This window comes from Collinsella ureilytica, assembly GCF_019795105.1.
Lineage (GTDB): Bacteria > Actinomycetota > Coriobacteriia > Coriobacteriales > Coriobacteriaceae > Collinsella > Collinsella ureilytica.
This window is the reverse complement of the sequence record NZ_JAIMFO010000009.1, coordinates 53978-72564: the sequence shown is the minus strand read 5'-3', so window position 1 is coordinate 72564 and position 18587 is coordinate 53978. Positions and strand designations below refer to the sequence as shown.

Here is an 18587-nt window from a genome sequence, read left to right as displayed (position 1 = left end):
GTGACACCATTTCACAGAGGCTCACCAAAACATTTCAAACGCGCATTGCGTGCCAGTTGAGCGAACGTTTGTTTGCTTTGCTGGTATACTGCTCCTTACAGGCTGCCTCAGCTTTTCAGCCGAATCAATGTCCGAAGGGGGCTTGGATGAACAACCGCAATATTGATGTTCTTGCCCTCATTGATGAAATTCTGGACAGTTCATCTGGTCGCAAGCTTTCCCGATGGTCAGACGAGGTTCATCGAGAAGAGCCTTTGATTATGACGGGCACCCAATTATCCAAGTCAGCAAAAGCGCGCTTGCGTCAGTTCAGAAACATCTCTTCCTGGAAGACGGATGAATACGGGCACAAATTTCGCATCTCTCCTGAAGAGCTCTTTTATGAGCAGGCTCATTTCCTCGCAGACTGGGAAGAGCATGAAGAAAACTATTGCCTCTATCACGGTGACCTACCGTATTACGTAGATTTAAATGATCGGCAGCTGAGGAGCTATCTGTATTGGAGAACACAGGTACGCAAAGGCGAGATTCAGCCGGTAAATTTTAAGTTTATCTATCTCTATTTTGCCGAGATCCTCTGCGGGGCAGGAGTATCCGATCCGTGGGAGGGCTACCGTTTGCTTGCAACCATGTATCGCACGTGTTTGCAGCTCGCTGATGCCATGCGCCTCTGGAACGATGATCTTGAACTCTTGCATATCTGGCTCGTCGATTATGTGGTCTACCATGACCTTGATCTTGACCTCGTTACACAACCTGCACAGGCTATGTATGACAAACACCTTATCAACGTCATGCGCTTTACTGATGAGGCACTTGCTGCTCTTCCACCTAAGCGGCGCACCAAACGCGCCCCAGATATTCATATCAGCCCTGAGCAAGCACAAGCGCTGCTCGACTCACTGAATGCCTTGGTACCCATAGCCATCGGCCAGGGAAACGATATGGCCCCTTACGTTGAGGATCTGGCGTGGGTCGTAGCTATGGTATGGATCCGTCTTGCTTGTCATTACCGCGATAGACGAAAAGTTGGCTTGATTGAATCGTTATTTGGCACGCAGACGACCTATGCCTATCCCATCTTTATGCGCCTTCCTTTGTATGAGAACGTTCGGCACAAAGACTGTATTGCAGAATTTGGCGAGCTCACTCGCCTTGAGTGTAAAGATGGAGACTGGTTCTTCACGGGTATGCTTGATGCAGACCTTCCGAACGACCGGCTTGCCGCTCTTCTTAATCCTATTGACAATAGTTTTCGAGATGCGCTTGACCTCCCATCGATGCCGCGCTGGTTCAATACACCCATCTATATGCAACGATTCATTGACGAAGCGATTGATGATCGTGTAGAGCTCATTCATGCACGCCCGGTATTTGATCGCTCCAAGCTCTCTGGTATCAGGCAAGCAGCTGAAAAAACCCGTGAATCTCTGCTCACCGATGAAGAACGAGAGCAGGCTCCTGCTTTTGAAAACCCACGTATGTCAAGCGCCCAAGCTCAGGCGCAAAGCACATCCGGCAGATGTGCACGTATCAAAACGAGGCATGTCATGCAGTCATCTGTGGAGCGTGAATCTCAGAGCGCCCCTCTTCATGGCACCCAAATTGATACGCCGAAGAGCGAAAAGCCCAGCGGTGCACATCATGCCCGCACACATGAGCATCAAAACGCTCCTGCCACAGCTGAGCAGCTTGACGTGCTACCGATTTGCTCTAACAAAGAAGCTCCTACCGAGGCGCAAGATGAGCAGAGCACAGCGTGGCTTGTCTATCTTGCAGCCCTACTTGCACACGATATCGATCAAACCAAGGCCATCTGTGCCAGCAGTGGGCGCTCAGAAGATCTTATGGTTGATTGTATAAATGAAGCCCTCTTTGACCTGCTTGGAGATACCGCGCTTGAATATGGCGCAACAGGACCGGTAGTCGTAGATGAATATCGTGAAGAGTTGGAAAGGATCATACGTGATGGCATCTCATAACACCGACATCCCCCGCGTACCCAAGCGTATTGCCGCAACAATTCTCAATTCACTCAAAGCCGGCGTGGTGCCCCGTATTGGCCTGCCATATATCACCGTTGGACGCGAACTTGAAATTCGCGCACTCTTGGCAGACCTTGATCTTATTGGCTCTGGTGGAGCAAGTTTTCGATTTATTTCAGGGCGGTATGGAGCTGGTAAGAGCTTTTTGCTCCAAACCATCCGCACCCACGCCATGGGAGAAGGTTTTGCTGTAGCCGATGCCGACCTCTCCCCTGAGCGTCGACTCCAAGGAGGCCAAGGTCAGGGTCTGGCCACCTACCGTGAACTTGTAGGGCATCTCTCCGTTCGTACACGGCCAGAAGGAGGAGCACTCCCCTTACTCCTTGACCGTTGGGTTGAAGCATATGACGAGGACGCAGCGGCGGCTACCTCCATACAAAACCTAACTGAGCTGATCGGTGGCTTTGAGTTTACGCGCATGCTCATGCGCTACCGCGCAAGCGTCAAGGAGGGCAACGATGAGGAGCGAATGGCAATTCTTCGCTGGCTCAGAGGTGAGTATCGAACACGCTCAGAAGCTCGAGCCGATCTTGGCGTGACCTCAATCATTACCGATGAAACCTGGTATGACCATATCAAGCTCTTGGCTGCTCTCTTGGTATCAGCAGGCTATCGTGGACTCGTCGTTCTCATCGATGAGCTGGTAAACCTCTATAAGATCCCGCATGCAATTTCTCGCCAGTACAATTACGAGAAGCTCCTTACCATGTATAACGACACCCTCCAAGGGCGAGCACAGCACCTCGGCATCATTGTAGGAGGCACACCAACCGCGATTAAAGACCGCCGACGTGGCGTCTTTTCCTATGAGGCACTCAGGAGCCGTCTCACCTCAGGGCGCTTTGCTCAAGAGGGCATGCGCGATATGTTGGCACCTATTATTCATCTGCATCCGTTGACCTACGAAGAACTCCTCGTTCTCATTGAGAAGCTCTCTCAAATTCATGCAGGATACTTTGGCTATGATCGTCTGCCGGATGAAGAAGATCTTATCGCCTTTTTGAAGGTGGAGTTCGAGCGCGTCGGTGCCTCCACTCATCTCACTCCGCGTGAGGTGATTCGTGACTTTATTGAGCTGCTCGATATTGCCTGGCAAACGCCAGACGCAAGCTTTTCTGAGCTCATTGCTCATCGCCCGGAAGAGCAAGGGACGCGCATTGGCTTTATAGCTCCCGAAAGAACACTCGGCAGCACAGATACTGGCAACAATCCTGGTAGCACAGGGTCTCGCGCCTCAGAGCCTAACGATGTGCTCGGCGCGAGCGAGCCTGCACATGATCCCTTTGCCGATTTTACGCTCTAGCTTTAAGCGCCCTCGTGCGTTTCCAAGCGATTTGCCTCAGCCTGATGCCGGGTTGCTAGTACCTTACCGCCATGATCAAAAAGGATTCGATGCTGCATGAACTCATAGTCTTGTCGTGCATCATCTGAAGATCCAGCCTGCTCAGGCAATCGCCATGTTCCATCGGCATCCTGGCGACCCACCACATTGATAACGGGCAGCTCAGCGCGCAGGGCAAGACGTGCCTTTTGATACTCGCTCATCGGAGCGCCAATTCGATGCATGAGCATGGCTCCGAGCGAACTAATATCAAGATCGAGATCGCGCGGATACTCGGGCAAACCTGCTTCTTCCAAATCAAAATTTGCCCATACAAGATAACGCGTTTGATACAGGCGCTCCACATGAACTGCCGGATCCTCACCGGGGAAATATGCGTCATTCATAGCATCAGTAAAGAAGGGCTGATGATCCCCATACATAACCACTACTACCGGGCGCTCCATCAGCTTCAGGCGAGCGAGTAGCGAATCGAGTGCTTTATCAGAATCTTCATTTAAAGCGAGATACTCATCTGCCCAGGTTACATGGTCAAAATCGACGCCCTGCGGCCGAATGTTCACGCGCTGCTCTGGAGGAACGAGGCCTGTGTCGTAGCCGGCGTGCCCCTCCATGGTTACGTCGTGAATAAAGACTGGATCCTTTGAGGTCTCCAGCTCGCGGAGGCAGGCATCGTAGGTAGCTGCATCGGTCACCTTATGACACAGCTCAGGAGCTCCGGGAAAATCTTTAATGGTCAAGAATGAATCAAAGCCGAGGTCTTCAAAGACATTGACCCGGTTCCAATTGCTCCCATGATTGGGATGCATCGCAACCGTGCGATAGCCCTGATTCTTAAAGTGACGAGCAAGATTTTCAACCGGTGCGAGATTGTAGTTGAGATACGGATACGAACCCGCTCCCAAAAATGCCATGGTATTGCCCGTGAGGAACTCAAACTCACTATTGCAGGTACCAGCACCAAAGGCACTCATATAGCTCACGCCAGACATGAGCGCATCAGGCAGATCAAGAAAGCGCTTCGGACCCGTATATCCGCAGCGCAGGCCATCAAAGATCGAAAGGTCAGCGAAGGACTCGTTCATAATGCAGATCACTGAAGGCTTAAGCTCTTGGAAGCGCGTCGCTGCACGAGCACGAGCCGGGTGAGCTCCGAGTGCCGGGCTTTCATCGTATACGCGAGCATAGCGCTCAAGAAGATCTTCAGCTGACCTTCGGCGATAGCCAGCTGGTTTGGCGGGTACCAAGCGCTGAGCGCTCGAGATAAAGGTCGGCAGAAAGCCCTGTCGATAATAGCTATCTAGTGGCATCCACGCGCGCAAGCCAACACCCAAGCGATCACGATAGCTAATGAAGGGTTGGGCTGCTAGAAGCGCACCTGCAGCGAGCCAGGTACGACGAGGAAGTGGTGTGCGCAAAAGTCCAGAAGCTGGTTTTGAGCGATCCTGATCATCGGTGTTTGATGCGGCATCCGAGATATGCAGATGAGCTTCCGCATGTGCAGTCTGTGCTTCGCTCTCCTGGGTGCTCGAAGGTGCAACAGCAGCCGTCGGCTCATCCTGCAAGCTGCCAGAGGAGTACTGCGACTCCCAAGAGTCCGCCTCTGCATCTACACCTGATTGCGAAGCGGCAACCGGGCTCAGCTGAGCCAAGGGATGTATGAACGAGAGCAGCGTGATTGCCACTGCAGCAGAGGCAATGCCATACAGGCAAAAGGGGCTCAACACATAGTGATAGCTACCCGCCACGGTGGCTGCTGTAGAGAGCGCCAGTACATCGCCGGGCTGAATTGGCATCGACTTGAAGGTGATCACAAAAAACTGAGCCAGACCAACTCCTGCCAATACCAAAAGTGCGAGAGCCGCTGGCAGCCCGTGCCCGCGACACGCGCTTACTAAAAATAAAAGCGCTGCCGCTACCAGTCCGAACTCTAGCAAAAGATGTGGCAGATACATCGACCAAATCTCATGGTTTGAGGGAAGCTCAAGGGCAAGCACGCCACATGCGGCAGCAAGCATACAAAGGATGAAGCCCGTGAGCGCCGGATGAGATGAACTCAAAGAAAAGCGAGCTACTACCGTCTGAGGTATTAAAGCAAGAACTGATACAGCGGCAAGTACGAGTGCGCTCACAAGAGCCGAGACGGGCTCAGACTCAACCATGCCAACACCCGCTAAGACAGCAAGACCAAGCGACATGACACTCAAAAGGGCTGACCAAGCTATACGCGAGGGTGCAATACGACTCTCGCGAGACAGATTCTCATGACGTGAATGATGGCTGCTAAAACAAAAGACGGCCGGAGCCAAAGCAGCAGCCCAGAAGCAAACGAATGCTAGATTCACCGTTTCGACCTCGCAATCAGGATCTCTACGAACAGAGCAGTGACCTCAGAAGGGCTGCGGGTGCGAGGTATACCTGATTCTTACGCACGGCAGGACTCCTCGGACAAATCATGTCCTACACATTGCCCCAAACACCTATGATGGGCAGCCGCTCGAGCCGACGCAGACGGTGTTGCATCTTCAGGAACACCGCATGCTGCTGCAGCGCAGGCTCCACAAATGCCATAGAGTACCGTTTTACTTCTATCTACCTCAAAGCCATGCTCATCTAAGATATGACCAGCAAAACTCTCGAGCATAGAGCACGACAACGTAAGCACCCGGCCACAACGCTCACAGCGAAGCTGGCCTTGGGTTGCATCAAACTCTGGGGCAGCTGAGCGATACTGAGCGGCTCCACCACGAACATCGGCAACTTTGAGCATACGCCCCTCGTCAACAAGGCGCTCAAGGGTTCGGTAGACCGTCGTACGGCCAACCTGGATATCCTGCTCTTTTAAGAGCGAAAGCACCTCATCAACCGTAAGGTAGGCATCGGCTCGCGAGACCATGACAGACAGGATAGACTTGCGCTGCCAGGTATCATATGTCCTGCGTGTCATGGCACCTCCTTTACCAGTAACTGCTCCGAACAGATACGCAAACCACTACAAACCAAGCGTTTGTTTTGATGCAGTATCCCGTGGATAACCTTGAAGTATGGCACGACGTCCGCACCCCGTCCAAGACGCACAAAAGAAGCACGTGAAAACAGGCTACGGACGCCGAACACCTTGATCGCCAATCTGTCTGAGTACAACCAAAGCACCTCTGTATACAGAGCGCTGAGGATGGCAAGCCCCATCAGAAGCAAAACCTGACGTGCCATACACAAGCCGAAGGGATCAGATACGAAACGTGCGAACCCCTTGCCTTAGGCTCGAGCAATTCCTAAACGCTCTGCCATTTCAGCATTGGCACTCACCAGATCAGCAGGTGAAAAATCACGAATTGAGCTATGACCCATAATGCGGCAAAACATTGCAATGTCCTCAAAGGTTGCACGGTAGAAGTTCTCCACACGCTGAGCAGCATGATCCCAATTCAAGCGAGCACGCAGCTCTTCATCTTGGGTTGCAATACCCATGGGGCACATGCCTGAGCCGCAGATTCGATACTGCTGGCAGCCCAAAGCCATCAGGGATGCGGTAGCCAGCGCTACGGCATCGGCACCTAAGGCAAGCGCCTTTACAATATCTGAGGCCACACGCAAGCCACCAGTAATGATCAAGCCTGCATCTGACTCAAGCTCATCAAGGCGGCGACGCGCCCGAACAAGCGCATACATCGTAGGAACCGAAGCGGCATCGCGAAGCATCACCGGGGAAGCTCCAGTCGCTCCTCCCCTGCCGTCGATCGTAATAAAGTCTGCTCCCGCAATGACAGCCATATCAATATCGCGCTCAATATGACCTGCCGCCAACTTGATACCTACCGGAGCGCCAAGGCTGCGCTCGCGCATCTCATCCACCAGTGCGCGCAAATCATCGGCATTCTCTACACCCGGAAGGGTTGAAGGAGAAATAATATCTTCACCGGGCTTTCGGCCGCGAATGCGAGCGATTTCTTCAGTCACCTTACTGCCTGGCAGATGCCCACCCATACCAGGCTTAGTTCCCTGGCCAATCTTAATTTCAATGGCACCTGCTGCACGGAGATTTTCATCGGTTACCGAATAGCGCAATGGGGCAATCTCGAAGATATACCGATCAGAGGCTTCACGCTCTGCTGGCAAGATGCCTCCCTCTCCTGAGCACATAGCAGTACCTGCAGCAGTGGCACCACGAGCGAGGGCCTCTTTTGCCTCTGCGGACAAGGCACCAAATGACATATGCGACACAAAGGCAGGGCCTTCCAGCACAAGCGGACGAGCGCACTTTGGACCGATCACACATCTCAGATCAACATCGGAGCCCTCAGCAAGCGGCATCGGGTCAAGTTGCGCCCCTAAGACAAGAATATCTTCCCAAGCGGGCAGCGGCAGATCGGTTGCCATCGCGCCATCGGGCACCTTACCGCTCAGAGCCATCTCACGAATGGCATCAAAATGACGAATCGATGAAGCATCTCGTCTCAGATTCGCCGGCACCGCAAGCGGGTTTTCTTCACCTTCAGATGAAGCGCCCGAACTTGCCGCTGCTGATTCCGATCTTGAATCCTCATCCTCTACTAAGATGAACTCTGAAAGCGGCGTACCACACATAAGGCAGACCGACTCATCTGTAACTGAGCCTTCCGTAGCCTCATCATAGATCCACCCACACAACGGGCACCGATACCTTGCCATCATAGACTCCCCTCTATTAAGACAGTGTACTAATAGTGTAACAGGCAGCACCATTCCTGCAATGGCTCATCGTTTGGTGAGAGAGATCGTGCTATGATAGAACGCATGTTCGATAGTGGAAATGAAGTGCGCATGGATACCTTTAGCAGATATGCCCCCTTTATCCAGGAGTTTATTTTTAACCATGGTTGGAACGAGCTGCACGGCATTCAAACTGCCGCAGCCTCTGCCATTTTTGATACTGACGACCACGTCTTGCTCACCTCAGGCACCGCATCGGGAAAAACTGAGGCTGCGTTTTTTCCTATCTTGTCGCTCATGATGGAAGACCCAGCCACGAGCGTAGATGTCCTCTATATCGCACCACTCAAGGCCTTAATTAACGATCAGTTCCAACGGCTCGATGAACTTACCGAAGCGGCGGGAATCCCGGTATGGCGCTGGCACGGAGATGTTTCTGCCTCGCATAAACGTCGGCTGCTCAAGCAACCCTCAGGAATTTTGCAAATCACGCCTGAGTCACTTGAAGCCCTGCTTATGAGGCATACACCAAGCATACCGGCTCTTTTTCACGATACACGCTTTATTGTGATCGATGAGCTTCACTCACTGCTTCGCCAAGATCGAGGTAGCCAGACCCTCTGTTTGATTGAGCGGCTCGCGCGCTTGAGTGGATCCTGTCCTCGGCGTATTGGGCTTTCTGCCACGCTTGGAGAGCCTGAACGAGCAGCCGAGCTTCTTGCTGCAGGCACACAGAGATCCTGCGTCATTCCTCGGTTTACGGAGCCCAATCGCAGCTGGTCGCTTACTCTGGAGCACTTCTTTACGGCAGGCCCTCAAGCAGGTGCAAGCGTAAGCTCGCGGGTGACGGCAGGGAGATACGAAGCTGTCAGTAAGCAGGTCGGAGTGAGGGAAAACGACTTGCCTCACGCAGCTTCGAGCACCTCTGTCTTTGATGGTGTGCGAGCCCCCATCCCGGTAGAAGTTCTTGAAATTGAAGATGTGCCTCAGCCAAGCAGTGAATCCTTAGAGCAGCTCCTTCTCGCAAAAGACCGTGATCCGGATCCACACTGGAGTACCATCCGCCTCCTTTCTCCCACTCGCCCCTACCGCGCAAGTCAAATCCATCCTGAGTTTCAGGGCGCAGACCCAGGAATTATTTCAATCTATGAGGGTAGTACAGGGTCAAAATGTCTTGTTTTTTCTAACTCGCGTGAAGAGGCAGAATGGGTCTGCTCAATGCTTCGATCGCTTGCTCAAACGGCTGGCGAGCCAGACCGCTTCCTCATTCACCACGGAAATATTTCGTCCAGCTTGCGTGAGTCTGCAGAAGAGCTCATGCGCGAGGACGATCGAGCCGATACCACCGTTACCACTGCCACCCTTGAGTTGGGCATTGATATCGGACGCCTTGAGCGCACCTTCCAGATCGATGCACCCTTTACCGTTTCGGGCTTCTTACAGCGCCTCGGTCGCACTGGTCGCAGGGACACGCCCCCAGAGATGCATTTTATTATTCGAGAGGAACCCTCAGAGCCCCGGTCAACCTTTCCTGAAACCATCCCGTGGAAACTCCTGCAGGGAATCGCCCTCATCCAGCTCTACCTTGAGGATCGCTATGTTGAGCCGCCAAGCAACCGTAAGCTCCCCTATAGCCTGCTCTACCACCAAATCATGTCCACCCTCGCCGCTACCGGTGAGCTCACACCCGCCGAGCTTGCCAGTCGCATCCTCACGCTCACGCCATTTCGTCGTATCACCACCAATGATCTGAGGGCTTTACTACACCACCTCATTCGCACCGATCAGATAGAGCTCACAGAAACAGGTGGCCTCATCGTAGGCTTGCAGGGCGAGCGCCAAATTAACTCGCATAAGTTCTTTGCGGTCTTTCAAGAAAACATTGAGTACGCTGTGAGAAGCGAGGGCATAGAGCTCGGCACCGTGGTGAACCCACCTCCCGTAGGTGAGCGCTTAGCCATTGCTGGCAAGTGCTGGCTCGTAGAAGAACTTGATTATGAGCGGCGTGTTGTTCATTGCACCCAAATTCCCGGTCGTGTTCCTGCCTATTTTGGAAACTGTGCAGGCAGTATTGAGACGCGCGTGCTCGAACGCATGCAGCAAGCACTAGCCGAAACCGAGACCTATCCGTATCTGCTCACCAACGCTCGAGCACGGCTTGCCAGCGCTCGAAAAGAGGCCAGGTTAGCTCATATCACTGGCCGCAGCGCTTGTCCGCTCATACATCTTGGAGAAGATAGCTGGGCGCTCCTACCGTGGCTTGGCAGCTATGCCTTTTTAGCGCTGGAGCGCTTTTTAAAGATTCGCTGTGCGAAGCGCCTGGGGCTTCGTGGGCTCGACGCTTCACGTCCCTATTTCATGCAATTTCGCCTCAAGCCCAGCATTGATGCCGAAACATTTTTTTCTGTGCTTGGCAAAGAAGCCCAAAACGGCCTCGATCCACAAGATCTGCTCTATACCAATGAAGTGCCCCGTTTTGAAAAATACGACTCGTTTATTCCCGATGCACTCGTACGCAAGGGATTTGCGCTTGGCGTCCTCGACGTTGAAGGCATGCTTGCTCGCGTGCAAAGCTGGGCTCAGGAGTTTGGAGATGGCTCGACACCCGCCTACTTACCTCCCGCATCTCCATCGTACATGGAAGTTCCTAAAAACTCGTCATCATAAGCAACCTCATGATCAAAGGCATAGGCGGTATTTGAGGCAGCCACAATATAGTTTTCGGTATCCGACCAGACTGGATCAGAGGCAGCAATGACATGCACATACTTGTACACCTCTCGCATCGTGGACACGAGGTTGCGCAAGAAGGTGTAATCGCCGCCCTGGCTGAGGGCTACATTCGTAAAGTGTACGCCGCCCGGCTCAAGGTAGCTTGCAAGCACCTGCACACCCTCTACAGTATGAAGATCAGCTACCGGTTGAGCCCCCGCAAAAGCATCAACGATGATGGCGTGGTAGTGCGGCAAACACACCTCCTGCTCAGAAGAGACTGTGGAAGAAAACACCTGGGCACACCCGCGCTCTAAGAGCGCTCGTCCTTCTTCGGCAAAAATCCTGAGCGAGTTTTTCTCAGCCTGGCTCTCATCCGTAAGCGTTCGCTCCAACTCATCTAAGAAAAACCAGCTCCTGGCTGCACGAATAATAGCTGGCTCGGGCTCAATCACATCAAGTGCAACGGGAGCTTGTGTACTCAACAGATGCTTGGGGTAAGAAAACCCGCCGCCTCCTACCACAAGCACGCGAAATGGCTCTTCTTGAGGACGAGCCACCAAGCACGCATCAAAACCTTTGATATACGCAAAGACCGGATCAAATCGCCGCTCATCGAGATACGTAGCGCTTTGAAACACGCCTCCCTGGCTTAAGACTCGAGCCCGGCATCCATCTTCTGACTCCACCATATGAACCCGAGCAGACCCTGAACTCATGCGCACAACCTGTAAGGTATGCCGCCGCGCGAGAGAAATGGCTGCAGCTCCAATGAGCGTTCCTGCTGCCACCACACCAGCAGCAATCGCGCCTTTCATGCCTTTATCCATGAGGCCTCACCTCAATTTCGCATCGTTGATACAGTCCCGCATCTTCAAAACCAAGACTTCGATAGTAGCCACGGGTGCCCACCGCTGAAATCACCTTGATAGCATGAAAACCAGCGCGAGCCGCCAGATCTTGAGCCTCTCTGATGAGCGCCCGCCCAAGGCCGAGATGCTGAGCGGCCTGGCCATCTTCTCCCAAACGGGCGACCCGTCCATAAATATGAACCTCGCGAATCATAGCCTCACCAGCGCGCAGATACCGCTCAACACCCAGCGTTTTGAGCGCCTCCTCGCGCGGCAGCGAGAGCCGCAAAAAACCAGCAATTTTGCCATCCGGCGCACGCCACTCAAGAAAGTGCTCATGTGCCACCGTTGTTTCATACGCAACATCGCAGAGGGTAAGATCTTGAGCCTCAACTTCTGCCGTGCCTACTTCGCGAAAGCGAATCTCTTGCACCTCGTCTGCAACATGTGATGTGCGCAGCTGTTCCTCTACAAGCTGGCGCAAATTGGGCTTTTTGCTCCCTGCTTCAATATCTTCAGATGAGAAATCACGGATCATACGAGAAATCCGACAATACGGCGGTGTATCCAAAATCATATCTGCCAAAAGCCTGATCAGCTCATCTTCTGGATACGGCTGCCAGCTTCCATCTTCAAAGGCCGTACGCAGACGCGCACTACCGATAAGCACACAGGGATAGAGCTTAATCTCATCAGGTAAAAAGCTCGGGTTGCTCACGAGCTGCTCGTAGGCTCGCCGATCACGATCAGGATTTGAACCAGGAAGATTCAGCATCTGGTGCACATGGATTTTAAATCCAAAAAGACGAAGGAGCGAGAACGCCTGCTGAATACGAGCGATCTCAATTCCTCTCCCCGATGCATCAAGCACTGCCTGGTCAAGGCTTTGCACACCCATTTGCACCTTAGTGCACCCAAGGCGGCGCATATCGGCCAAGGAACGCGCCGAAATTGCGTCTGGACGCGTTTCGACCACCAAACCAACTACTCGCCGAGGTGCCTGCTCATTTTCTTTTTGGAGGCGTTCAAGCTCTTCCCAGCTACCCGTCTGATAGTGCTCAAGCGCCCGATCGAGTGCACGACTACCGTAGAGCTTGCGCACCGCATGGTTATAGTCAATCATTCCCTCATCTACGAGGGCTTGGAGCTCAAAAAGCTCAGGATCGGTATCAAGTGCCTGCTGCTGAAACCCTGCCTGGGCATACCATGCGCGTCGCGCATCTGCGTCGCTAGGGAGTTGAGTTGAGCCTTTATGCGCCTGGGAGTTCTGGGTGATCGATTGAGATGTATCTGAGCCTGCACGCGCCGCTTCCCTCGCTTGAAAACCATCCCCAGCAAAGGCATCTACCACGCGCGCATCCTCAGCAGATCCATGCGATGTGGCACACACTTCATGGGCCGCTTCACCTGAACGAGTATGGCCGCACGACTGCGCACCCGATCTCTCACCTGTCCCGCGCGCCCGCTCATTGACCGCTCGAAATAGCTCAGAGGCAAACCACAGGCGATAGGACTCCGGATAATCAGTCCACGTTCCACCGAGAACAATGAGCTCAACTTTATCGGTGGGATGACCCATCTGCTCGAGCGTTCGTAAACGCGCTTCAACCTGCAAGTACGGATCAAAATAGCAAAGCTCTGCTCGAGCACAGGCAGGCTCGTTGTGCACATAGCTCTTCGGCATACGAATATCGTTAGGGCAAAATAGACAGGAGCCAGAGCATGGCCAGGGCTTTGTGATGACCGTCACCGTTGCCACACCAGAGGCCGTCCTTCGCGGCTTCATGCGCAAGACAGAAATAATTCCCTGGTCAGTCTGAGGGTCAATCTGCCAGGACTTCCAAAGATCGGGATTGTTGCGCTTCACCCCAAGGTAGTACGGCAGCAGACGCCGCTTGGCAAACCGTCGTTTGTCGGCACCGTCTTTGCGCAGACGCGCATGAATCATGCGGGTCAGCTCGCGGTCATCCACCTCAAGCCCTTGGCGCAAAGCGCGGGCAATCTCCAAAATAATGCTATCCATAGATCCAAATTGTAGCCTAGGAACTCAGTACGGGTTGGAAAACAACGTGAAGCCCTGAGAAAGAAGCTACCATGTATGAGCAAACAAGAGCTTCGGTAATGCTATGAGCAGGCAGCAGCCAAAGATGAGCGCATTGATGAGCTACATGGCCAGCAGCAAAGCCACAAAGCACTGGGGATGAGCTCGGTGCAAGCTAGGTTGGGACTCTGGGCGGCACGTGGCAAAACCGGGGCTGAAGTGCCATGGTAGTGTCAGAAAACCGGCATGAAAGCAAAGGGCGTAAGTACATGAACTATGAAGATCATCGTGAGACTCACCCCTCGGTGCTCGCACAACAAACGATGACACGCGCTACCGCTCAGCAGCTCATCGATCTCAATACGCGGTTTTATCAAACTCATGCCGCAACATTTTCTGCAACCCGGAGCGTTCCTTGGGAGGGATGGAAGCGCGTTGTCGAACTGATTCGCACACACGCACAAAATACGATTGAGCAAGATGTGCGCAAACAGACTCCGCATGGCGAGCAGAACAGTGCAGTACTGCCAAGGTGCCTGCGCGTCCTCGATCTCGCATCTGGCAACCTTCGCTTTGCTCGGTATGCAAGCGCTCAGCTTGCAGATATGCAGCTCAAGATCCACGCCATTGATAACAACCCCGATCTGCTATCGGCAACCCCACCTCAACCAACGTGGAAGCTCGAGCGCCGCGACATCCTCAAAGACCTCATGGACGATAGTTCTAGTTTGCCGACTGATACCTATGATGTCGCCGTCTGCTTTGGCTTTATGCACCATATCCCCACGAGAGCATTGCGAGGCGCACTCATACGAGAACTGGGGCACAGTCTTTGCGAAGGCGGTATCGCTCTGATCTCATTTTGGCAGTTTATGGATGATGAGCGGCTGGCGGCAAAAGCAAAAACTGCCCAAGCACAAACGCACGCCGCACCGCCCTTCCCCGGGTTTGAACACGCAATCCTTGAGCCAGGCGATCATATCCTTGGCTGGATGGATCTTGAGGGCGCGTGGCGCTACTGCCATCACACGAGTGAGGAAGAACTTGACCAGCTCACGCAAGAGCTCGGCAACGGCCTTGTTGAGCTTGAGCGGTTTTCTTCCGATGGAAAATCTGGACACCTGAACCGTTACCTTGTTCTTCAAAAGCGATCATAGTCAGTAGCGTACAATGACCACGCGCCTGCTTACTTTTCAGCCCGATTCATGAAGGACGCCCTGTGCACGCCCGTACACCAAAGAACTTTGTTTTAGAAGAACGGCTTGAGCGCTATAGCCGTGCCATAGAAACGCATCCGCATACCTGGCGAGGTATCTGGGCTCAAGCGTCAGCTCAGGCGGGAGCCACGCCCTTTCAAGATGTCCATCTTGACCTCGGATGTGGGAAAGGTCTCCAACTCGTTGAAGCTGCGCGGCAGGCTCCGCACACCCTGCATATTGGTGTGGACTCAGAGCCGATCTGTATCGCCTACGCAGCACAAGCAATCACAGAGGCAAAGCTTGCCAACGCAATCGTTGTTCCTGCACGGGCAGATCAACTCTGCCAGATTTTTGCCGACGATGAGCTCTCTTCAATTACCATCTCGTTTCCCACGCCCTTCCCGCGTAAAAAGCAGGCACATCTTCGCGTCGTACAAATCGATCGTCTTCTTGAGTATCGCAGCCTCTTGGCACCAGGGGCTGCGCTTTTGATGCGCACCGATAGCCAGCCACTGTTTGACTTTACCTTGACCCAACTCAAGGGCACAGGTATGAGCCTTGAGTGGGTCTCAAGCGATCTGCGCCGTGATCGACCAGAGCTGCCTGCGAGTGAATATGAGCGCAAGCTCGTCGCCCAAGGTGCTCGAGTACTTGGCCTGCTTGCCCGTCCTGAAAAAGAACCCGATCCGGCAGCCATTGAACAGGCGCGCGCCGTACCTCAAAGCCTCTTTGAGTATGTACCTGATGACCTCTATGAGGGTGCCTATATCCCTCATGGTATGTCCTGGGCAATAGAGACCTTCCGAAATCGCCGCGCTCGAGCAGCAAGGCGCAAGGCCTCCCATGAGTCTGTCCACTGAGATAGCTATGATAGGAAGGCAAAGCACTCGACCCTAGCCGCTTCATCCTCAGGAGCCACCATGATAGAGATTACAGACCCCTTCGCACATGGATCACTTGGTAAGCTCGCTCCTAGTTGGTGGGAAAACGAGGATGGTTCGGCCAATGAACCCTGGCTGAGTGCAGAAGCGGCCTATGGGCGCTTTCTCGCCTGGGTAGAGGCTCGAGCAATTGAGCTCTGGCCACATCAAGAAGAGGCGCTCTTTGCCCTCGCATCCGGTACCCATGTTATTTTGGGAACACCAACCGGATCCGGAAAGTCACTCGTTGCCATTGGTCAGCTTTTTATAGCCATGGCATCAGGCATGAGGGGCTACTACACCGCGCCCATTAAAGCCTTGGTTTCAGAGAAGTTCTTTGCACTCGCAGAGATCTTTGGCCGAGAAAACGTTGGCATGATCACCGGAGATTCTCGGATCAACTCAAGTGCTCCCATAATTTGTTGTACGGCAGAAATTCTCGCCAACCAAGCATTGCGCGAAGGTGAAGCAACCGATGTAGGTACGGTTGCGATGGATGAGTTCCACTTCTTCTCTGATCCTGATCGTGGCTGGGCTTGGCAGGTTCCTCTCCTCACCTTGCCCCATGCTCAATTCATGCTCATGAGCGCTACCTTGGGTGATATGTCCGCCATTGCCGCTGCCCTTACGCGCGAAACGCACCGAGAGGTTGAGCTTGTTATTGATGCACCGCGACCGGTGCCACTCTCATTTGAATATGTGAAAACCGGGCTTGAGGCCACCGTTGAGCTGGCCTTACGCCAAGGTGACTCGCCAATTTATATCGTGCACTTTGCCCAAGACGCTGCCCTTGCCAGCGCTCGTGCGCTCGCAAGCTATGGAGTATCAGAAAAGCCTCAGCGCGAGGCTATTAAAGATGCGCTGAAGGGCGAACGCTTTACTACCGCCTTTGGCAAGACCCTTCGGCATCTATTAGGTGTCGGAGTAGGTCTTCACCACGCTGGCCTCTTACCACGATATCGCTTACTGGTAGAAAAGCTCGCACAGCAGGGACTGCTCCCGGTCATTTGTGGCACCGATACCTTAGGCGTCGGTATTAATGTGCCCATACATACGGTTCTCCTCACCGGGCTCACCAAGTTTGATGGGCATCGCCAACGTCGACTACGCTCCCGTGAATTCCACCAAATTGCCGGGCGCGCGGGACGTATGGGCTTTGATACCGAAGGCATGGTCATTGCTGAAGCACCAGCGTATGAAATTGAGAATTATAAGGCTGAGCTCAAGGCAGACGGTGATCCCAAAAAACTTCGCAGGCTCAAGCGCAAACGAGCGCCTGAGGGCTTTGTAGGCTGGGATGAGCAGACTTTCACCCGCCTCATTGAAGCAGAGCCCGAAACGCTCAAACCGCGCTTACGTATTACACACTCAATGGTTTTGTCCTTAGTGGAGCGCGGTGGAGATGCGTGGAACAGAATCTGCACCCTTATTGATAGCTCCTTGCAAACCGATGAGCAAAAGACGCGCCTCAAGGTTCGTGCAGCAGAAATCTTTGCCACCCTCATTGATGCCGGAGTTGTTGTACGAGAAGCTGCAGAGGTGTGTGAACCTGGCTCTCCTTTAGACGGCGCGGCTTCTAAAGGTGAGGATGAGCATGAGACCTTCTCGCTTACGCCTGAGCCGGCAAGCTATGCACTCACCATTGACTTACCAGAGGATTTTGCGCTCGACCAGCCCCTCTCCCCCTTCCTCTTAGCCGCCTTAGAACTCCTCGATCTTGAGTCTGAATCCTATGATTTAGATCTCATTTCTTTTGTGGAAGCAACCCTTGAAGATCCACGGCAGATCCTGCGCGCCCAAGAGAAACGAGCTAAAAATGCCGCTATGGCTGAAATGAAGGCAGATGGTATTGAGTATGAGGAGCGCATAGAGCGTCTAGAAGAGATAAACTATCCCCGCCCCATGGAAGAAGAGCTTTCCGCTGCCTATGCAACATATTGTGAACAGGTCCCCTGGGCTGGGGACTATCAGCTCTCTCCAAAAAGTGTCTTGCGCGACATGCTCGAGACGGGCTGCGACTTTAAAAGCTATATAGCCCTGTATAAAGTTGAGCGGGCTGAAGGCATTCTTTTGCGCTACCTCACTGAGGCCTATCGCGCCCTAGATCGTACGGTGCCAGTTGAGCGAAGAACTGAGCGGCTTGAAGAGATTGTCTCGTGGCTTGGCCTTGTTGTGCGATCTGTTGACTCCAGCTTGGTAGATGAATGGGCGCGCCTGGGCACTCCTGCAGACACCATCGCACCTCCCACAGCTGATGCCGTGGTACAAGATAGGCGCGGTCTGACCCTGCTGGTACGCAATGCTCTGTTTTTACGCGTACGCCTCGCAGCGCAAAAACGGCTTGAAGAACTCGGAGAACTTGATCGAGACTGGGGCTTTGGCATCGCTCGGTGGAGGTCGGTGCTGGATAGCTTTTTTGCTGAGCACGAAGAACTCCTGCTCGATGCAGATGCACGAAGTACAGCGTTTTTCTCTCTTGATGAATCAGATGAACAGAAAGGTATCTGGCACGTTCATCAAATTTTTGCTGATGTGGAAGGCGACCGTGATTTTGGCATCATGGCAGATGTTGATCTGAAGGCTACCCAAGAAAGCGACGGGGTGGTTTTTTCCAACTACCGTGTCGGTGATATTGAAAGCCTGCTAGAAGACTAAGCTGCGCTTCGTGCCCGGCCGAACACGGCACACAAAAGCAGACGATGGAGGTAGCATACCGGGCTCCCATTGCCCGAGCGAACCGCCGATCGCCTGCGTTAAATAATTCTAGCATAGCTGCCAGTGGAAT

Annotated in this window: 11 protein-coding genes; 6 read left to right on the top strand and 5 right to left on the bottom strand. The window is 53.3% G+C overall.

From position 1 onward, the window contains the following. Positions 1 to 146: 146 nt before the first annotated feature. Together K6V98_RS08075 and K6V98_RS08070 are read left to right on the top strand one after the other, a co-directional pair. On the top strand, positions 147 to 1982 hold the full coding sequence (locus K6V98_RS08075; protein ID WP_222200019.1) for a TerB N-terminal domain-containing protein: 1836 nt from the start codon (positions 147 to 149) through the stop codon (positions 1980 to 1982). Then, the gene (locus K6V98_RS08070) at positions 1969 to 3348 is read left to right on the top strand and encodes an ATP-binding protein (protein WP_222200018.1); all 1380 of its coding nucleotides are present in this window, start codon (positions 1969 to 1971) and stop codon (positions 3346 to 3348) included. Before K6V98_RS08075 ends, K6V98_RS08070 begins: the two co-directional genes overlap by 14 nt. Before the next feature lie 2 nt (positions 3349 to 3350). Here K6V98_RS08070 and K6V98_RS08825 read toward each other — a convergent pair whose 3' ends face one another. The 3 genes from K6V98_RS08825 to K6V98_RS08055 form a co-directional block, all read right to left on the bottom strand. After that, complete coding sequence (locus K6V98_RS08825; protein ID WP_222200017.1) at positions 3351 to 5732, bottom strand: LTA synthase family protein; 2382 nt, start codon at positions 5730 to 5732, stop codon at positions 3351 to 3353. A gap of 80 nt (positions 5733 to 5812) precedes the next feature. Continuing rightward, positions 5813 to 6334 (bottom strand): Fur family transcriptional regulator, encoded by a 522-nt coding sequence (locus K6V98_RS08060; protein WP_222200016.1) that lies wholly within the window; start codon positions 6332 to 6334, stop codon positions 5813 to 5815. A gap of 311 nt (positions 6335 to 6645) precedes the next feature. Continuing rightward, positions 6646 to 8061 carry a glutamate synthase-related protein gene (locus K6V98_RS08055; protein ID WP_222200015.1) on the bottom strand — a complete coding sequence of 472 codons (1416 nt, stop codon included), beginning with the start codon at positions 8059 to 8061 and terminating at the stop codon, positions 6646 to 6648. 129 nt (positions 8062 to 8190) lie between these two features. Here K6V98_RS08055 and K6V98_RS08050 point away from each other — a divergent pair, with 129 nt between their 5' ends. Next, positions 8191 to 10746 (top strand): DEAD/DEAH box helicase, encoded by a 2556-nt coding sequence (locus tag K6V98_RS08050; protein ID WP_222200046.1) that lies wholly within the window; start codon positions 8191 to 8193, stop codon positions 10744 to 10746. On the opposite strand, the gene K6V98_RS08045 is transcribed toward K6V98_RS08050, so the two are convergent. Beyond that, positions 10689 to 11621, bottom strand: coding sequence for a spermidine synthase (locus K6V98_RS08045; protein WP_222200014.1), 933 nt, complete (start codon positions 11619 to 11621; stop codon positions 10689 to 10691). The two genes, K6V98_RS08050 and K6V98_RS08045, sit on opposite strands and share 58 nt — an antisense overlap. After that, positions 11614 to 13665: an elongator complex protein 3 gene (locus K6V98_RS08040; RefSeq protein ID WP_222200013.1), complete on the bottom strand. Its 2052-nt coding sequence runs from the start codon at positions 13663 to 13665 to the stop codon at positions 11614 to 11616. Before K6V98_RS08040 ends, K6V98_RS08045 begins: the two co-directional genes overlap by 8 nt. A 287-nt stretch (positions 13666 to 13952) precedes the next feature. On the opposite strand from K6V98_RS08040, the gene K6V98_RS08035 reads away from it, so the two are divergent. From K6V98_RS08035 to K6V98_RS08025, 3 genes are all read left to right on the top strand, one after another. Further along, positions 13953 to 14840 carry a class I SAM-dependent methyltransferase gene (locus K6V98_RS08035; protein WP_222200012.1) on the top strand — a complete coding sequence of 296 codons (888 nt, stop codon included), beginning with the start codon at positions 13953 to 13955 and terminating at the stop codon, positions 14838 to 14840. A 62-nt stretch (positions 14841 to 14902) separates the two neighbouring features. Then, complete coding sequence (trmB, locus tag K6V98_RS08030) at positions 14903 to 15742, top strand: tRNA (guanine(46)-N(7))-methyltransferase TrmB (protein WP_222200011.1); 840 nt, start codon at positions 14903 to 14905, stop codon at positions 15740 to 15742. 60 nt (positions 15743 to 15802) lie between these two features. Further along, entirely contained in the window at positions 15803 to 18457 is a 2655-nt protein-coding gene (locus K6V98_RS08025; protein ID WP_222200010.1) for a DEAD/DEAH box helicase, read from the top strand. The last annotated feature ends 130 nt before the right edge of the window (positions 18458 to 18587 follow it).

Bases quoted from the DNA above. Each gene is read 5' to 3' on its own strand.
- K6V98_RS08055 (WP_222200015.1), bottom strand. From the start codon at position 8,061: ATGATGGCAAGGTATCGGTGCCCGTTGTGTGGGTGGATCTATGATGAG.
- K6V98_RS08070 (WP_222200018.1), top strand. From the start codon at position 1,969: ATGGCATCTCATAACACCGACATCCCCCGCGTACCCAAGCGTATTGCC.
- K6V98_RS08050 (WP_222200046.1), top strand. From the start codon at position 8,191: ATGGATACCTTTAGCAGATATGCCCCCTTTATCCAGGAGTTTATTTTT.
- K6V98_RS08060 (WP_222200016.1), bottom strand. From the start codon at position 6,334: ATGACACGCAGGACATATGATACCTGGCAGCGCAAGTCTATCCTGTCT.
- K6V98_RS08025 (WP_222200010.1), top strand. From the start codon at position 15,803: ATGATAGAGATTACAGACCCCTTCGCACATGGATCACTTGGTAAGCTC.
- K6V98_RS08045 (WP_222200014.1), bottom strand. From the start codon at position 11,621: ATGGATAAAGGCATGAAAGGCGCGATTGCTGCTGGTGTGGTGGCAGCA.
- K6V98_RS08035 (WP_222200012.1), top strand. From the start codon at position 13,953: ATGAACTATGAAGATCATCGTGAGACTCACCCCTCGGTGCTCGCACAA.
- K6V98_RS08075 (WP_222200019.1), top strand. From the start codon at position 147: ATGAACAACCGCAATATTGATGTTCTTGCCCTCATTGATGAAATTCTG.
- K6V98_RS08040 (WP_222200013.1), bottom strand. From the start codon at position 13,665: ATGGATAGCATTATTTTGGAGATTGCCCGCGCTTTGCGCCAAGGGCTT.